Here is a 14668-nt window from a genome sequence, read left to right as displayed (position 1 = left end):
AGGCCCCCTGCTTCTAAAAGCGTGGGGGCCTTCAGATGATCAATCAGCCATTATCGATTAGCTAACACGCGTTCTACGGTATCAACTACGGCTTGAGTTTGCGGATCGATTTCGATATTCACTTTATCTGCTAACCGCTTACAACCCAGAGTGGTACGCTCCAGCGTTTCTGGAATCAGGTGTACACAGAAGCGCTCTTTTGACACTTCGCCAATCGTCAGACTGATACCATCAATGCCAATAAAACCCTTATGTAGCACATATTTCATCAACTCTTGCGGCATTTTGAACCATATTTGGCGGTTATTCTCAGAGGTCAGAATTTTGACGATTTCTGCCTGGCAAATAATGTGTCCAGACATTAAATGCCCACCGATTTCATCACCAAATTTTGATGCCCGCTCGATATTGACTCGATCACCAACGTTGATAGCCCCAAGATTAGTGATGCGTAGCGTTTCTTTCATTAAATCGAAACTGACTACGTCACCTTCTATTTTTGTTACGGTCAAACAACACCCATTATGGGCAATAGAAGCGCCGGTCTCGATTCCCGGCAACAATGCTGACGGAAGTTTTACTTTGTGAACACGAAAATTGGACTTCTCATCAATGGCGACTACGGGCGCCGTACCCTGAACAATTCCGGTAAACATTCGATTAGCCTCGATAACTAGAATGATAAACAAATTCACTGTTGAGAAGTTTGACGTAATTTATCCTAAAAACCAAATACGTTTTTCTTCATTTACATGACATGCAAAAAGAATGACCTTAAATCGGCCTAGATTATTTGATTACTGATGGTTAACAGGTAAAATCACGCCTCGCATAATTTCGTCTCTCACTGTAGGTATGTCTTACGGTGACTTTCTTATTTTTAGTTTCAATAAAAAGGTATATACGTGCAGAAGTATATAAGTGAAGCGCGTAGTCTGTTGGCTTTAGCCATTCCAGTGATTGCAGCCCAGTTCTCTCAAACTGCCATGGGGGTTGTCGATACCATCATGGCGGGTGATGTTAGTGCCACCGATATGGCAGCCGTAGCCGTGGGGACGTCAATCTGGTTACCGGCAATTTTGTTTGGTCAGGGACTATTAATGGCGTTAACGCCAGTCGTGGCACAGCTTAATGGTGCCGGACGCCGCAATAAAATCGCTCATCAGGTGACTCAATCAATCTGGTTAGCGTTGTTTATTTCATTGTTGGTGATGGTTGTGCTGTATAACAGCCACTACATCATTGAACATATGCAAAATATTGACCAAAAGTTAGCGGAGATCACAATAGGCTATTTACGCGCTATTATGTGGGGAGCTCCAGCCTATCTGCTATTTCAGGTTTATCGCAGTCAGTGTGATGGTTTGTCAAAAACCAAACCGAGTATGGTGATTGGTTTTGTCGCTTTGCTGGTTAACATTCCGGTTAACTACGTAATGATTCACGGTAAGCTCGGTTTTCCTGCTTTAGGCGGCGTTGGCTGTGGTGTCGCGACGGCTACCGTCTATTGGGTTATGTTTGTTTGCATTAAATTCTACGTCCGCTCTGCCGGTTCTCAGAAAGATATCCTGGCCCACAGTAAATTTGAGATGCCTTACTGGCCAACCCTAAAACGGTTGTTTAATTTAGGATTACCCGTTGCTTTAGCGCTGTTTTTTGAAGTGACGCTGTTTGCTGTGGTGGCTTTGTTGGTTTCGCCTTTAGGCGTGGTCTCCGTTGCCGGTCATCAAATTGCGCTGAACTTCAGTAGTCTGGTCTTTGTTATACCGCTGGCGTTAGGTGTTGCAACATCAATACGCATTGGTTTTAAGCTGGGGCAAAAAAAGGTAGACGACGCCAAAATAGCATCTTATACCAGTCTAATATTGGGTTTATCCATGGCCAGTATGACTGCATTGTTCACCGTGGTCTTCCGCCATCAAATCGCTTTATTGTATAACGATACACCTGAAGTGGTGGTGATGGCTTCTCACTTGATGTTGCTGGCAGCAATTTATCAGTGTTCTGACTCTATTCAAGTTATCGGTAGTGGCGTGTTACGTGGCTATAAAGATACACGTTCGATTTTCTTTATTACCTTTACTTCTTATTGGATAATTGGCCTGCCAGTTGGCTATATATTGGGTCTGACCGATCTTATTGTACCGGCGATGGGGCCTGCTGGCTTCTGGACTGGATTTATTATAGGTCTAACCATATCCGCTATTATGATGACATGGCGTATGCGTTGGTTACAAAAACAGCCTGTTGAGGTAATTTTAAGCCGGGTACAACATTAGTCATTTGATTAGAAATGCATAACGGTGATTGAATAAAAAAGAGGCGGCCTGCACAGTAACTCGCCAGTTAGTCAGGTTAGTGCAAGAAAAACGTTTTTTCTCCTTGCCAGTAGGTCGCTTCATCGTTAATATTCGTGCCCATCACTACTGCTTTTAATAACAGTATGATATGTGCGTCCGTAGCTCAGTTGGTTAGAGCACCACCTTGACATGGTGGGGGTCGGTGGTTCGAGTCCACTCGGACGCACCAAATTAATTAAGCATCAGCTATCTTTATGCGCCCTTAGCTCAGTTGGTTAGAGCGCCACCTTGACATGGTGGAGGTCGGTGATTCGAGTTCACTAGGGCGCACCATTTCTTCTATTCCCCCCTATTTTTGGCTTTTTTGTACGTTTTCACTAATTTAAATAATAAATTCAATCGTTATTTCCACATTTTTCCATTTTCATCTTGAGCGTTTCCCCTCTATAATAGGCCGATAGTTTGTTGAAAGGTTTCAGCTAGTGAGAAAATGGATTGTTCGTAGAAACGACTAACGCGTTTGTTTTATAAACTGGCGGGATTGTCTATGTTTCGCAATACTGAAAGAAGCCTGATAACGTATGAACTCTTATCTGAAGCCTAGAATGCAGGCTCTTGTTTTCTTTTTACACAATAATATCGGTAGAAATTATCATCATGAAAAAAACTAAAATTGTATGTACCATCGGTCCAAAAACGGAATCTGAAGAGGTTCTGGGCAAACTGCTAAATGCAGGTATGAATGTAATGCGTTTGAACTTTTCTCATGGTGACTATGATGAACATGGTCAGCGTATTACTAACCTGCGCGCTATTCTGGCTAAAACTGGTCAAAAAGCCGCTATTCTGTTAGATACTAAAGGCCCAGAAATCCGCACCATGAAACTAGAAGGTGGTAATGATGCCCCTCTGGTTGCTGGTCAAACGTTTACCTTCACTACCGATCATAACGTTATTGGTAACAGTAATTGTGTAGCGGTCACCTATAGTGGATTTGCTCAAGACCTGAAAGTAGGTAATACCGTTTTAGTTGATGACGGCTTAATTGGTATGGAAGTGATCGAAGTTAAAGCCAATGAAGTGGTATGTAAAGTTCTGAACAGCGGTGACTTAGGTGAGAATAAAGGCATCAACCTGCCAAACGTTTCTATTCAGTTGCCTGCCCTGTCTGAAAAAGATAAGAAAGACTTAGTATTTGGCTGTGAACAGAACGTTGACTTCGTTGCAGCATCATTTATCCGTAAGCGTTCTGACGTACTGGATATCCGTGAGCACTTAAAAGCACACGGCGGTGAGCATATTCAGATTATCTCCAAAATCGAAAACCAAGAAGGCCTGAATAACTTCGATGAAATCCTTGAAGCCTCTGATGGCATCATGGTTGCTCGTGGTGACCTGGGTGTTGAAATTCCGGTCGAAGAGGTAATTTTCGCTCAGAAGATGATGATTGAAAAATGTAATCGGGCACGTAAGGTTGTTATTACCGCAACTCAAATGCTGGACTCCATGATCAAAAACCCTCGCCCTACCCGTGCAGAAGCTGGTGACGTTGCTAACGCCATTCTTGATGGTACTGACGCAGTTATGTTGTCTGGTGAGAGTGCTAAAGGTAAATATCCATTGGAAGCCGTAACGATTATGGCAACCATTTGTGAGCGTACCGATCGCGTTATGCCTTGTCGCGTTGATTCACTGGCATCATCAGGTAAGTTACGCATTACTGAAGCAGTTTGCCGCGGAGCCGTTGAAACAGCAGAGAAACTGGAAGCGGCACTAATCGTAGTTGCAACCCAGGGCGGTAAATCAGCTAAAGCTATCCGTAAATACTTCCCTACTGCGCCAATTCTTGCTCTAACCACTAACGAAACAACTGCTCGTCAGTTAGTTCTGAGCAAAGGCATTTCTGCTCAAATCGTCAGTGAAATTGCTTCAACGGATGATTTCTATCGCATTGGTAAAGAAGCGGCTCTGGCGAGCGGTTTGGCACATAAGAATGACGTTATTGTGATGGTGTCTGGTGCATTAGTTGCTAGTGGTACCACTAACACCGCATCTGTGCATATTCTTTAACATTTGCCATAACAAAAAACGCCGTTTAATACGGCGTTTTTTTTTGCTTGTAAGAAATAAGCCCATTAACTTTATTGTATGAACAAAAAGTGCGGTTTATTTGTTAACAAAATAATTTAATATGGATAAAAATACAGGTTAATTTCAACCTATTACTTTAGGTATTCTATTAAACATGGGTATATCCCACTTTTTTAGTAGAATAAGATCCTTTTTTTTGCAAATAAATAAATGTTTTGACCATTATTTAACCAGTCAAGCAAAATAGTTTGAAAGAAGTTAAAAAATTATTCTCATTCCAAAAAACTTTGTGTAATACTTATGTGGCTACATGCAAAAAAGTTAACTCAAATTGAGGGTGTAAATATGAACCGTACTAAAGTGGTACTGGGTGCTGTAATTTTAGGTGCTACTCTGTTAGCTGGTTGTGCGAAAAGCACTGATACTGCTACTAACAGCAAGCTGACTCAACTGATCAGCGATGTTGCTGCTTTACGTTCTGATGTACAAGTTGCTAAAGATGAAGCAGCTCGTGCTAACCAGCGTTTAGACAACATGACTCGTTCTTACAAGAAATAATATTTCTAGTAAGTAAAAATGGCGCACTTTGTGCGCCATTTTTTTTTGCCTCTCTTTATTCCTACTCCCCCACATTGATATACCTATTACTGGTTTTAATTACCGTTTATTGTATTTATTTTTCCTAATCGAGAAATATTATCAAATGCATAAAACGCAATGGCATGCATTATGAGCACGCGTAATCGATAGAGGCGTTGTTCTCATTATAAATTTAAAAACAGTCCCTATTGTTCTGCTATGCGTTTATTTTACGTATTTGGTTAAAGGTGTGGTCATCAATTTAAACCAGACAAAAAAAGAGATAATAGAACATAGGAAGTAAGTCGGAATTTGACGGGAAGGATTCAAAAGTATAGAGAGGAAAAAGTGCTTAAGGCGACAGGAAACATTTCCTGTCGCGCTTTATTAAAATGCGATTATTTGTTTACCTGAAGAGGTAAACCAGAACGGCGGGAAATTTCAGTATTCACTTTTGCTGCATCGGTTGCTGAATTATTGATAAACGTAGCAACGTTAGCACTGATCTCAATAGGTTTAGTTTGAGGATCGTCATTTTCAGATTTAGATAACGGTTGATGAACCTCAACATAACGTTGACCGTCCGGTTCTATCGTTGTTTTTATCGGTTCATTAATCACTTGAACGCGAGTACCAACCGGAACCGTATTGAAAAGTTCTTCAATATCATTAGGACGTAAACGAATACAACCGGAACTCACCCGTAGACCAATACCAAAATCAGCATTTGTTCCATGAATCAGATAAGTACCACCAGCAGCGGCTAAACGTAATGCAAACAGCCCCATTGGGTTATCTGGCCCGGCAGGAATGACGGCAGGTAAGGTAATTCCTTCAGCCGCATAATTCTTACGAATGTTAGCCGTTGGTGTCCAGGTCGGATTTGCTTTCCGCTCGGTAATTTGAGTCACCATTACCGGTGTATCACGGCCTAATTGACCAATACCGATAGGATAGACAATAACGCTATTTTTACCCTTCGGATAATAGTAAAGACGAAGTTCAGAAAGGTTGATTACAATACCTTCACGTGGGGTATCTGGCAGAATCATTTTTAGCGGTAAAATCAACTCTGAGCCAGCTTTAGGCAACAGAGGGTCAACATCAGGGTTAGCTTCAAGCATACCAATCAAGCCGATCTGATAATCAGCCGCAATTCTTTCCAGAGAACGACCGTCATCAGGGACGATCAGCACCCTATTCTCACCAATTAAACGGCTGCCCGATGACGGTAATGGATATTCCATTGCCTGAGCAATGGTAGCTTGACCAATGAATAATATCGCTAGTACAGCCTTACAAACTGCAAAAACACGGTTCATTCTTAATTCCTAAACTTCAACTTTATATAAGTTAATTTTCCGGGGTATCTCATCGACAGGATCTCCCGAGGTTTACAGCTATAAACAAACATTATGTATCAAAACAAACTATTCACATAGGGATGCTACCTGTTGTCAGGTAAAAAATAATCAATTTTTTTATTCATTCTCACGTTGCCTCATTTCTGTTGCTACAATGAATAAATTAATTAATTGATATGTAGATAAAAAACTACGTTAAGGCTTGATGTGGCGTTTCAATGCTTCGACTAAAATAATTTGAGATACCCAAAACGATTTGGTTGGGCTAAGATAAATCAATTGTTAAATAAAAGTAACTCCCTGGAGAAGACCATGACACAAACTGTTAAAATGAAAGGTAATCCTGTTTCAGTCGCTGGACAATTACCCAAATCGGGTGATAACGCCAAAGCCTTCACGCTGGTTGCTAAAGATCTTACTGATGCCACATTGAGTACTTATGCCGGCAAGCGAAAAGTATTGAATATTTTCCCAAGCGTTGATACCGGTGTATGTGCTACATCAGTTAGAACATTTAATAAACTGGTTGGTGACTTGGAAAATACTGTTGTTCTGTGTATTTCTGCTGACTTACCTTTTGCTCAGGCACGTTTCTGTGGTGCAGAGGGGTTGGATCATGTTGTGACACTTTCAGCTTTCCGTAATCCTGAGTTTAAACAGAACTATGGCGTTGAGATTCTTGATGGCCCACTGAAAGGCTTAACTGCTCGTGCAGTGGTCGTGTTAGACGCCAATGATAAAGTTATTCATAGCGAGCTGGTTGAGGAAATTACCACTGAACCTAACTATGATGCGGCCCTGGCTGTACTTAAGTAGATTTCACTTATAAACAAGGGGCTTTTTATTAAGCCCCTTTTTTCTTCAACAATGTCTAACCTAGTCGTTTTCGACGGTTTCAATATTCTCAGCAGATTTAGGTGGATGACTTAAACCATACTCTCTTAGTTTATTGGCAATTGCCGTATGAGAGACGCCAAGTCTTTTCGCCAGCTTTCGAGTACTCGGATAACTGCCATATAATTGAGTTAATATCGAACACTCAAATCGTTTGCAGATTTCATCTAAGGTACCGTCCATCAGGTCATTATTTAGCATCATCTCCGTTGCTACTTCAGGCAAGACAATATCTTTCGCCTGTAGCTCATTTCCTTCCAGTTGTGTGAAGCTACGATAAAGTACATTCTTCAACTGACGCACATTTCCAGGCCAACCATACTGCGTTAATAGTGGAATAATATCGCCAGAAAGTTTTGGTCGCGGAACGCCCTGTTGATCGGCAAACAGGGTAATAAACTGTTCGGTCAACGGCATAATATCCGATACTCTTTCACGCAATGGAGGAATGGTTAACGTGAGTACATTAAGACGATAATAAAGATCTTCCCGGAATAGTCCCTGATTAACTAAATTGAACAGATTCTTTTGTGTAGCGCAAATGACGCGAACATCAACGTAGACTTCTTTATCTTCCCCTACTCGACGGAAAGTACCATCATTAAGGAAGCGCAGCAGCTTGGTTTGCATTGTTGGTGACATTTCACTGATATTATCCAGCAGCACCGAACCGCCATTAGCCTGTTCAAAAAATCCTTTTTTACTTTCCACTACCGCAGGATAAGTGCTGCCACCGTAGCCATATAATTCACTTTCAACCACATCGTCCGGCATTGAAGCACAGTTTATGGCCAAAAAAGGCTGTTCCCGGCGAGCGCTACGCATGTGACAAGCATGAGCCAGTACATCTTTACCGGTGCCGGTATCACCCTGAATCAATAATGGTACATCTAACATCGCCAGCTTATTCGCTTGTTCGATGAGCTGCTTCATTTTGCTACTTATGGCAACAATATGGCTAAAAGCGTTGTTATCAGCAATATTCTTATTCTGCAGTTGATGTCCCATTCTGGCCGCTGACTTAAGCACAATAACGGCACCAGTGATCTCTTTTGGCTGCTTATCTTCATCACTTTGATAAATTGGCATCATATCCATCAAATAGTCCTGACCGCGTACAATGGCACGTTCAGAATGAGCTGTGATGTTATCCCCTTCAAGATGACGCAAGAAATTATAGCCGCTGAGCAGGCTGGAGGCAGTTTGAGTCAGAATCTTTTCTTCAGAGAGCCCAAACAGCATGAGTGCCGCATGGTTTGCCAAATCGACCTTGCCTTTTAAGTCGATAGAAAGTACTGGTTCAGGTAAAGATTCAAGCAAGGCTCGTAATGCGCGTAGACGTTGCTCTGATGGCATATAAGAAACGGTACGAACATCGGTCACGCCGGTAATGCGTCGGATATTCACCATCAATGCGCTAAACACATCAAAATCAATGGATGAAAAGTTAAGGTATATTTTTCCGCTGACATCAATTTCAATGCCGCGGAGATCGAGATTGCGAGCAACCAGTAAATCAAGTAATTCGCGGGTTAGCCCCAACCGGTCTTCACAAAGAACTTCAAGACGCATTGTAGATAGCCTTGTTTAACGAGCGCTGTAGACAACTATTACCATTATCATACCCGCAGAGCGGTTGCATATGAAGTGGAGTGTCACAAAAAGTTGACAGATTTAACAGAAACTCGTGGGCGACGCCTGAGAATTGACGCCTTTGACAATGGCATGATGAGGAGCAAAGCATAACGCGGGCTAAGTTTGATGGTAAACGATTGTTTACGGCAAAAATTGGTTTTTATGGTTCCCTTTCATCATAAACAGTGATTAAGTAATCTTCCTTTAAAAACAAAATAACAGAGAAATGGAATGAAAGACGCAACTCTTGCCCTACACCATGGATTCCAGTGCGATCCAACCACGAAATCTGTCGCTGTTCCCATCTATCAAACCGTTGCTTACGAGTTTGATAATGCACAACATGGTGCCGATCTGTTTAATCTGGCGGTTCCGGGCAATATCTATACTCGAATAATGAACCCAACTAACGATATTTTGGAAAAACGCATGGCCGCCCTTGAAGGTGGTGTTGCGGGACTGGTGGTTTCAGCGGGCAGTGCAGCCATTAGTTATGCTATTCAGACGCTGGCTCAAGTCGGTGATAACATTGTTAGTACTCCCCAATTGTATGGCGGCACCTATACGCTATTTGCCCATATGCTTCCCGGCTTTGGTATCAATGTGAAGTTTGCTCGTGATGATTCTCCTCAAGCCATTGCGGAACTTATCGATGAAAATACTAAAGCGGTTTATTGTGAAAGTATTGGTAATCCAGCGGGAAACATTGTCGATATTGAAGGGCTTGCTGAGGTTGCTCATGCCCGTGGTGTTCCCCTTATTGTTGATAACACCGTCGCTTCTCCAGTTCTGTGTAAGCCTATTCAGTTTGGCGCGGACATTGTTGTCCATTCGATTACCAAATATGTCGGTGGGCATGGTAACTCATTGGGCGGTGTTATCGTTGATTCAGGTAAGTTTCCGTGGACTGAGCACAAAGAACGCTTCCCCATGTTCAGCTCACCTGAGCCTGCCTACCATGGTGTGATATATACCGAATCTTTCGGCGCTGCTGCTTTTGTTGCCCGTGCACGTACCGTTCCCTTACGTAACTGTGGCGCGGCCCTTTCTCCAATGAATGCTTTCCTGCTGATACAGGGATTAGAAACCCTATCTCTGCGTATGGAACGTCACGTTGAAAATGCGCGTAAGGTAGCTAATTATCTGAAGCAACACGATAAGGTCGCTTGGGTTAGCTATGCAGGTCTGCCAGAACATCCTCATTATGCGCTGGCGCAAAAATATATGCAGGGTACGCCTTCGGCGATTCTCTCTTTTGGATTAAAAGGTGGTTATCAGGCTGGCGTTCAATTTTATGATGCCTTACAGATATTTAAACGATTGGTGAATATCGGTGATGCTAAATCACTCGCTTGCCATCCGGCATCAACCACCCATCGTCAAATGTCTGAAGAAGAGCAGGCAAAAGCCGGTGTTAAACCAGAAATGATTCGCTTATCTATTGGTATTGAAGCGATTGAGGATATTCTGGCCGACTTGGAACAGGCATTGGCTGATTAATCGAGAGCCCATAACTGAACAAAGCGGCCAAGCGTTTATCTGGCCGCTTTGTTATTTGGGGGTTACCTATTCGGTACGTCCCCCTTTCGGCAGTTTATTCTTTAACTGACTAATGAGCTGGGTACGGAAGTCACCTAAACGTGGTTTATCATTCTCCATCCATGGTAACGGTCGACATAATTCCATCGCTTTAATACCCAGTCTGGCGGTAAGTAAACCGGCACCAATCCCCTGAGCCGCACGAGTGGATAAACGAGCGGTGATATCCTGAGAAATCCAGTCCATGCCTACTTCACGAATTAATTCTGAAGCCCCGGCAAACGCAATATTTAGCATTACCAGTTTAAACAGCCGTATCCTGCTAAAATAGCCTAGCTGGATGCCATATATATTGGCAATTCGGTTAATCAGGCGCAGATTTCGCCAGGCAATAAACGCCATATCCACAATAGCCAATGGACTAACCGCTATCATCAGTGCTGATTCAGCCGCTGAACCGCTGATTTCACGACGAGCCTGTTGGTCTAACACCGGTTGCACCAGTTTGGCGTACAGGGAAACAACCTCTCGATCGTTTTGGGTTTCATGTAGCGAAGCCTGCCAGCGCTGCAGAGCCGGGTGACTTTTATCAATACCCGCCTGTTCCGCCAGCTTTTCACAGAATTCACGCCCTTTCCCCAAAGCATGGCTGTGTAATAACTCGCGGGCAATATCCCTTTCCTCGGCCCGCTCTCGCAGGTGATACAATCTGCGCCACTCCGTCGCCACCGAGCCAATTCCGGCAACCACAATAATCGCACCGGCACTGTAAGCGCCGAGCGTAATCCATTCTTGTTGTTGAATCGCCTCAGCGATTCGATAAACGCCTTGAGCCACAACGCTTACGCCAAACAACCCTAGACCAAATGTCACCATCTTGCGCCACAGGCTTCTTTTTGGTTTCAGAGCGCTAATAATAATGCCTTCTGCCTGACCTTCTTCCTGTTCTTCTTCAAGCTCGGGCGCCGAAGGATAAAAGTGTTCAGACTCTTCTTGATTGAATTGCAAATTGCTACGTAATACCGGTTCTTGTTCCTGTATTAACGGTTCTTCAAACGTAACTCGCCCTTTTAATGGTTGATTCATCGAAGTTTATCTCCTAACAAAAACTCCATCACGGCATCCAGACGAATATGGGGCAGCGGCGTATCGACGCTCATGGGTTTTGGCCGGAACTGATCGAAATGGAATCCCTGCTGTTGCCAGAAAGCAGGCTCAGGTAAACGTGCAGGGACTTCACCCGGATAAACGGTTAACGGCTGCCCATCATCCAAACGATACCCTTTCAACGCCGGTAAACGAGTGCCCTGATGTTCTATCATGCCACTATCAGTAGCCTGCACCGAGGCCAGGCCAACGCAATCCATACTGATTCCTTCAAATGCAGCATTTTGCCACGCCTCCTGTACCAGCTGTTGCAGCAGAGAAACCAAATTTGCATGCTGATCGGGAGTAATATGGTCGGCTTTACTGGCAGCAAACATCAATTTATCAATGCAGGGAGAAAATAGCCGTCTTAAAATTGAGCGTTGACCATAGTGAAAGCTTTGCATTAATTGAGTCAGTGCCAACCGCATATCGTTAAATGCTTGTGGTCCGTTGTTCAACGGCTGTAGACAATCCACCAGCACGATCTGACGATCGAATTTCATAAAGTGATCTTTATAGAATCCCTTGACCACATGTTGACAATAATATTCGTAGCGAGCTTTCAGCATTCCCCAGTTGGTACGCTTATTCGCCTGAGCCAATCGAGACTCATTTTGCACACTGATATCCGGCCATGGGAAAAATTGCAGAACTGGCGCACCGGCTAACTCCCCGGGTAAAACAAACCGCCCCGGTTGAATAAAGTGCAGACCTTCTTGCTTACAACGCAATAGATAGTTAGCGTATTCCTGAGCGATATCCGCCAGCAAATTTTCATCAACTGGACCCAGAGGATCGCATTTAGCACACAGCGCTAGCCAAGGCTTAGCCCATTCAGCTCTTTCTCCCTGCCGTATGCCGTTCATTTGATGTGACCATTCCAGATAGCTTTGTTCCAGCATCGGTAGGTCCAGCAACCACTCCCCCGGATAATCAACGATTTCCAGATACAAAGATGAGTGGGTGGTAAAGTGACGTAACAGAGAGTCATTGGAACGAAAGCGTAGCGCTAACTGAATTTCACTGACGCCTCGGGTCGGCGTTGGCCAACTCGGCGGCGTACCATATAACGAAGCTAATCCTTCATCATAAGTGAAACGTGGAATCGCGAAATCTTTTTGGGGAATACGCTTTACCCCCAACAGACGATCTTCCCGTACGGCTGAGAATAACGGCAGTCTTGCGCCATTATTGACATTAAGCAGTTGGTTAACAAAAGCGGTGATAAATGCCGTTTTTCCACTGCGGCTTAAGCCGGTCACCGCCAATCTTAAATGACGATCCAGCCCGCGGTTAACCAGTGAATTAATTTCATTTTGCAGTCGTTTCATTCGGAACCTTAACAAAGCGGTAAGCAACGGAACCAAATAGTTTTCGTAACAATGGCTCACCAAATAAGACCAGCAGAAAACGTACCGGCCGCCATAACTTGCTTTTCAACAAGAATGATAGCACTAACACCGGCGCATACGATCTCCCCAGAAATAATAATAGCGCGATAAGAGGCTGAATAAGTAAGCGGATTTTGCCTGGCTTTTGCATTATTGCTCCCGAGTTCTGAATATTGTGAGGGTTTCTAAAGGAGGGATATCGGTTGCCTGAAGCGACTATCTCACGTTGATGTGAGCTCCTTCCTTTAGAAGGAACTCCACATAACATGAAGTGCGCTGTCGGAAAGCCTAATTATAAACGGCGAAATCGGCTTTCTACCTGAAAGGTTTCTGAGGTCAGATAACGTTCTAAATCACGTAAACGCTGTTCACTCGCCAATAGATCTTGTTCCACTTGCTTTATACGCTGACGGGCAGGTATACGACTGTGTAATGAAGCTTCTTCAGCTGGCGCACTCTCCAGAAAAAATACCATCGTGAAATAGACCACCACGGTAATGAAGAAAAAGCCGAAAAACAGCGCTAATATTGCCAGAATACGCACCATTAATACCGGGATCCCCAGATAACGTGCGATCCCCGCACATACTCCACTAATCATGCCTTCATCAGGAATACGATACAGTTTATTGTTCATCGGCGTTGCCTCCAGTTTGGATGATCTTCATCTAAAATGGCTTCCAGAGTCTGAATACGTTCTCTCATTTTCTGAGCATCATCACTCAGTTTTGCTAACCGTTGTATATCTTGTTGATTTAACTGGCCACTATTGTTCTGTTTATTGCGATAATGCATCCAGAGCCAAATTGGGACAATGAACAAGATAAATAACGTCAGCGGTATGGCAAGAAAACCTAATAGCCAACTCATTGATATTCCTTATATTGTAAAGGTTAGTCTGTCGCTCACTCGTGCATACTGTTATTGAGTAAGCGACGTTATCAGCCTGTTACTATCTATCAGGCATCTTTGTTCAAGTTCATTTTAGCTTTTAATGCAGCCAGTTCATTGTCAATTTGTTCGTTAACTTTCAGTTCAGTTAATTGCTGCTCTAAACTCTTCTCTTTACCAAAAGCCACGCTCTGACCTTCGGCTTCCATATGGTCGATACGACGTTCAAATTGCTCAAAACGCGCCATCGCTGCATCAAGTTTACCGCTGTCCAGTTGACGACGAACGTCACGGGAAGAACTGGCGGCCTGATGACGTAATGTTAATGCCTGTTGGCGAGCGCGAGTTTCGCTTAATTTTGCTTCCAGCTCGCTCACTTCATTGCGCATACGGTCTAGGGTTTCATTAACTACAACCAGCTCTGACTGAAGTATAGCGACCAAATCGGCCATCTTTTGCTTTTCGATTAAAGCAGCGCGGGCCAGATCTTCTTTATCTTTACGTAAAGCCAATTCAGCTTTATCTTGCCACTCAGTTTGTTGAGTTTCGCCCTGCTCTATACGACGAGCTAACTGCTTTTTCTCTGCCAAAGCGCGAGCTGAGGTGGAGCGAATTTCAACTAATGTATCTTCCATTTCCTGAATCATCAGGCGAACCATTTTTTGTGGATCTTCTGCCTTCTCTAATAAGCTACTGATGTTAGCGTTTACGATATCGGCGAAACGAGAAAAAATACCCATGGTGATGTCCTCTACAGTTGTGAATCAATTTATTGGCGTTGATTGCCAGTCAGATGAATTACTATAGATATATCAAGAAGCGTGCCAACTTTTTA

At 43.4% G+C, this 14668-nt stretch carries 13 protein-coding genes, 2 tRNA genes and 1 pseudogene; 7 read left to right on the top strand and 9 right to left on the bottom strand.

The annotated features are described in order from the left end of the window. Positions 1 to 50 precede the first annotated feature (50 nt). Positions 51 to 656, bottom strand: coding sequence for a riboflavin synthase subunit alpha (locus tag EL341_RS08625; protein WP_074822876.1), 606 nt, complete (start codon positions 654 to 656; stop codon positions 51 to 53). Positions 657 to 905: 249 nt separating this feature from the next. Between EL341_RS08625 and EL341_RS08620 the strand changes: the two genes are divergently transcribed. From EL341_RS08620 to EL341_RS08600, 5 genes are all read left to right on the top strand, one after another. Further along, positions 906 to 2279, top strand: coding sequence for an MATE family efflux transporter (locus EL341_RS08620; RefSeq protein ID WP_047781009.1), 1374 nt, complete (start codon positions 906 to 908; stop codon positions 2277 to 2279). A 173-nt stretch (positions 2280 to 2452) separates the two neighbouring features. Beyond that, positions 2453 to 2529: transfer RNA gene (locus tag EL341_RS08615), tRNA-Val, on the top strand. A gap of 27 nt (positions 2530 to 2556) precedes the next feature. Then, positions 2557 to 2633 (top strand) — tRNA-Val (locus tag EL341_RS08610). Positions 2634 to 2957: 324 nt separating this feature from the next. Further along, a complete protein-coding gene (pykF, locus tag EL341_RS08605; protein WP_047781008.1) occupies positions 2958 to 4370 on the top strand; it encodes a pyruvate kinase PykF in 1413 nt (470 codons plus the stop codon). Between the two features lie 366 nt (positions 4371 to 4736). Next, positions 4737 to 4949, top strand: coding sequence for an LPP leucine zipper domain-containing protein (locus EL341_RS08600; RefSeq protein ID WP_047781007.1), 213 nt, complete (start codon positions 4737 to 4739; stop codon positions 4947 to 4949). Between the two features lie 437 nt (positions 4950 to 5386). Here EL341_RS08600 and EL341_RS08595 read toward each other — a convergent pair. Next, positions 5387 to 6292, bottom strand: a pseudogene (locus tag EL341_RS08595) (L,D-transpeptidase family protein); the annotation flags it as partial. 354 nt (positions 6293 to 6646) lie between these two features. Here EL341_RS08595 and tpx point away from each other — a divergent pair. Beyond that, complete coding sequence (tpx, locus tag EL341_RS08590) at positions 6647 to 7150, top strand: thiol peroxidase (RefSeq protein WP_074822879.1); 504 nt, start codon at positions 6647 to 6649, stop codon at positions 7148 to 7150. 60 nt (positions 7151 to 7210) lie between these two features. Here the strand turns inward: tpx and tyrR are convergent, their stop codons facing one another. After that, positions 7211 to 8800 carry a transcriptional regulator TyrR gene (gene tyrR, locus EL341_RS08585; RefSeq protein ID WP_074822881.1) on the bottom strand — a complete coding sequence of 530 codons (1590 nt, stop codon included), beginning with the start codon at positions 8798 to 8800 and terminating at the stop codon, positions 7211 to 7213. A 294-nt stretch (positions 8801 to 9094) separates the two neighbouring features. On the opposite strand from tyrR, the gene EL341_RS08580 reads away from it, so the two are divergent. Beyond that, entirely contained in the window at positions 9095 to 10363 is a 1269-nt protein-coding gene (locus EL341_RS08580; protein WP_074822883.1) for an O-acetylhomoserine aminocarboxypropyltransferase/cysteine synthase family protein, read from the top strand. A 66-nt stretch (positions 10364 to 10429) separates the two neighbouring features. Here EL341_RS08580 and EL341_RS08575 read toward each other — a convergent pair whose 3' ends face one another. The 6 genes from EL341_RS08575 to pspA form a co-directional block, all read right to left on the bottom strand. After that, the gene (locus tag EL341_RS08575; RefSeq protein WP_047781003.1) at positions 10430 to 11488 is read right to left on the bottom strand and encodes a YcjF family protein; all 1059 of its coding nucleotides are present in this window, start codon (positions 11486 to 11488) and stop codon (positions 10430 to 10432) included. Then, entirely contained in the window at positions 11485 to 12882 is a 1398-nt protein-coding gene (locus EL341_RS08570) for a YcjX family GTP-binding protein (RefSeq protein WP_074822885.1), read from the bottom strand. The genes EL341_RS08575 and EL341_RS08570 overlap by 4 nt, the downstream gene beginning before the upstream one ends. After that, entirely contained in the window at positions 12863 to 13093 is a 231-nt protein-coding gene (locus EL341_RS08565; protein WP_047781001.1) for a hypothetical protein, read from the bottom strand. The genes EL341_RS08570 and EL341_RS08565 overlap by 20 nt, the downstream gene beginning before the upstream one ends. Positions 13094 to 13234: 141 nt before the next feature. Next, positions 13235 to 13579 carry an envelope stress response membrane protein PspC gene (gene pspC, locus EL341_RS08560; protein WP_047781000.1) on the bottom strand — a complete coding sequence of 115 codons (345 nt, stop codon included), beginning with the start codon at positions 13577 to 13579 and terminating at the stop codon, positions 13235 to 13237. Continuing rightward, positions 13576 to 13812 carry an envelope stress response membrane protein PspB gene (gene pspB / locus EL341_RS08555; RefSeq protein WP_047780999.1) on the bottom strand — a complete coding sequence of 79 codons (237 nt, stop codon included), beginning with the start codon at positions 13810 to 13812 and terminating at the stop codon, positions 13576 to 13578. The genes pspC and pspB overlap by 4 nt, the downstream gene beginning before the upstream one ends. An 89-nt stretch (positions 13813 to 13901) precedes the next feature. After that, the gene (gene pspA, locus EL341_RS08550; protein WP_047780998.1) at positions 13902 to 14573 is read right to left on the bottom strand and encodes a phage shock protein PspA; all 672 of its coding nucleotides are present in this window, start codon (positions 14571 to 14573) and stop codon (positions 13902 to 13904) included. Between the last annotated feature and the right edge of the window lie 95 nt (positions 14574 to 14668).

Origin of the sequence: Pragia fontium, from assembly GCF_900638655.1 — a bacterium.
In the GTDB taxonomy this organism is placed as follows: domain Bacteria; phylum Pseudomonadota; class Gammaproteobacteria; order Enterobacterales; family Enterobacteriaceae; genus Pragia; species Pragia fontium.
This window is presented reverse-complemented; position numbering and strand designations above follow the sequence as displayed.

Excerpts from the sequence above, each read along its gene's own strand:
- EL341_RS08625 (WP_074822876.1), bottom strand. The coding sequence starts at position 656 with ATGTTTACCGGAATTGTTCAGGGTACGGCGCCCGTAGTCGCCATTGAT.
- pykF (WP_047781008.1), top strand. The coding sequence starts at position 2,958 with ATGAAAAAAACTAAAATTGTATGTACCATCGGTCCAAAAACGGAATCT.
- EL341_RS08600 (WP_047781007.1), top strand. The coding sequence starts at position 4,737 with ATGAACCGTACTAAAGTGGTACTGGGTGCTGTAATTTTAGGTGCTACT.
- tpx (WP_074822879.1), top strand. The coding sequence starts at position 6,647 with ATGACACAAACTGTTAAAATGAAAGGTAATCCTGTTTCAGTCGCTGGA.
- tyrR (WP_074822881.1), bottom strand. The coding sequence starts at position 8,800 with ATGCGTCTTGAAGTTCTTTGTGAAGACCGGTTGGGGCTAACCCGCGAA.
- EL341_RS08580 (WP_074822883.1), top strand. The coding sequence starts at position 9,095 with ATGAAAGACGCAACTCTTGCCCTACACCATGGATTCCAGTGCGATCCA.
- EL341_RS08575 (WP_047781003.1), bottom strand. The coding sequence starts at position 11,488 with ATGAATCAACCATTAAAAGGGCGAGTTACGTTTGAAGAACCGTTAATA.
- EL341_RS08570 (WP_074822885.1), bottom strand. The coding sequence starts at position 12,882 with ATGAAACGACTGCAAAATGAAATTAATTCACTGGTTAACCGCGGGCTG.
- EL341_RS08565 (WP_047781001.1), bottom strand. The coding sequence starts at position 13,093 with ATGCAAAAGCCAGGCAAAATCCGCTTACTTATTCAGCCTCTTATCGCG.
- pspC (WP_047781000.1), bottom strand. The coding sequence starts at position 13,579 with ATGAACAATAAACTGTATCGTATTCCTGATGAAGGCATGATTAGTGGA.
- pspB (WP_047780999.1), bottom strand. The coding sequence starts at position 13,812 with ATGAGTTGGCTATTAGGTTTTCTTGCCATACCGCTGACGTTATTTATC.
- pspA (WP_047780998.1), bottom strand. The coding sequence starts at position 14,573 with ATGGGTATTTTTTCTCGTTTCGCCGATATCGTAAACGCTAACATCAGT.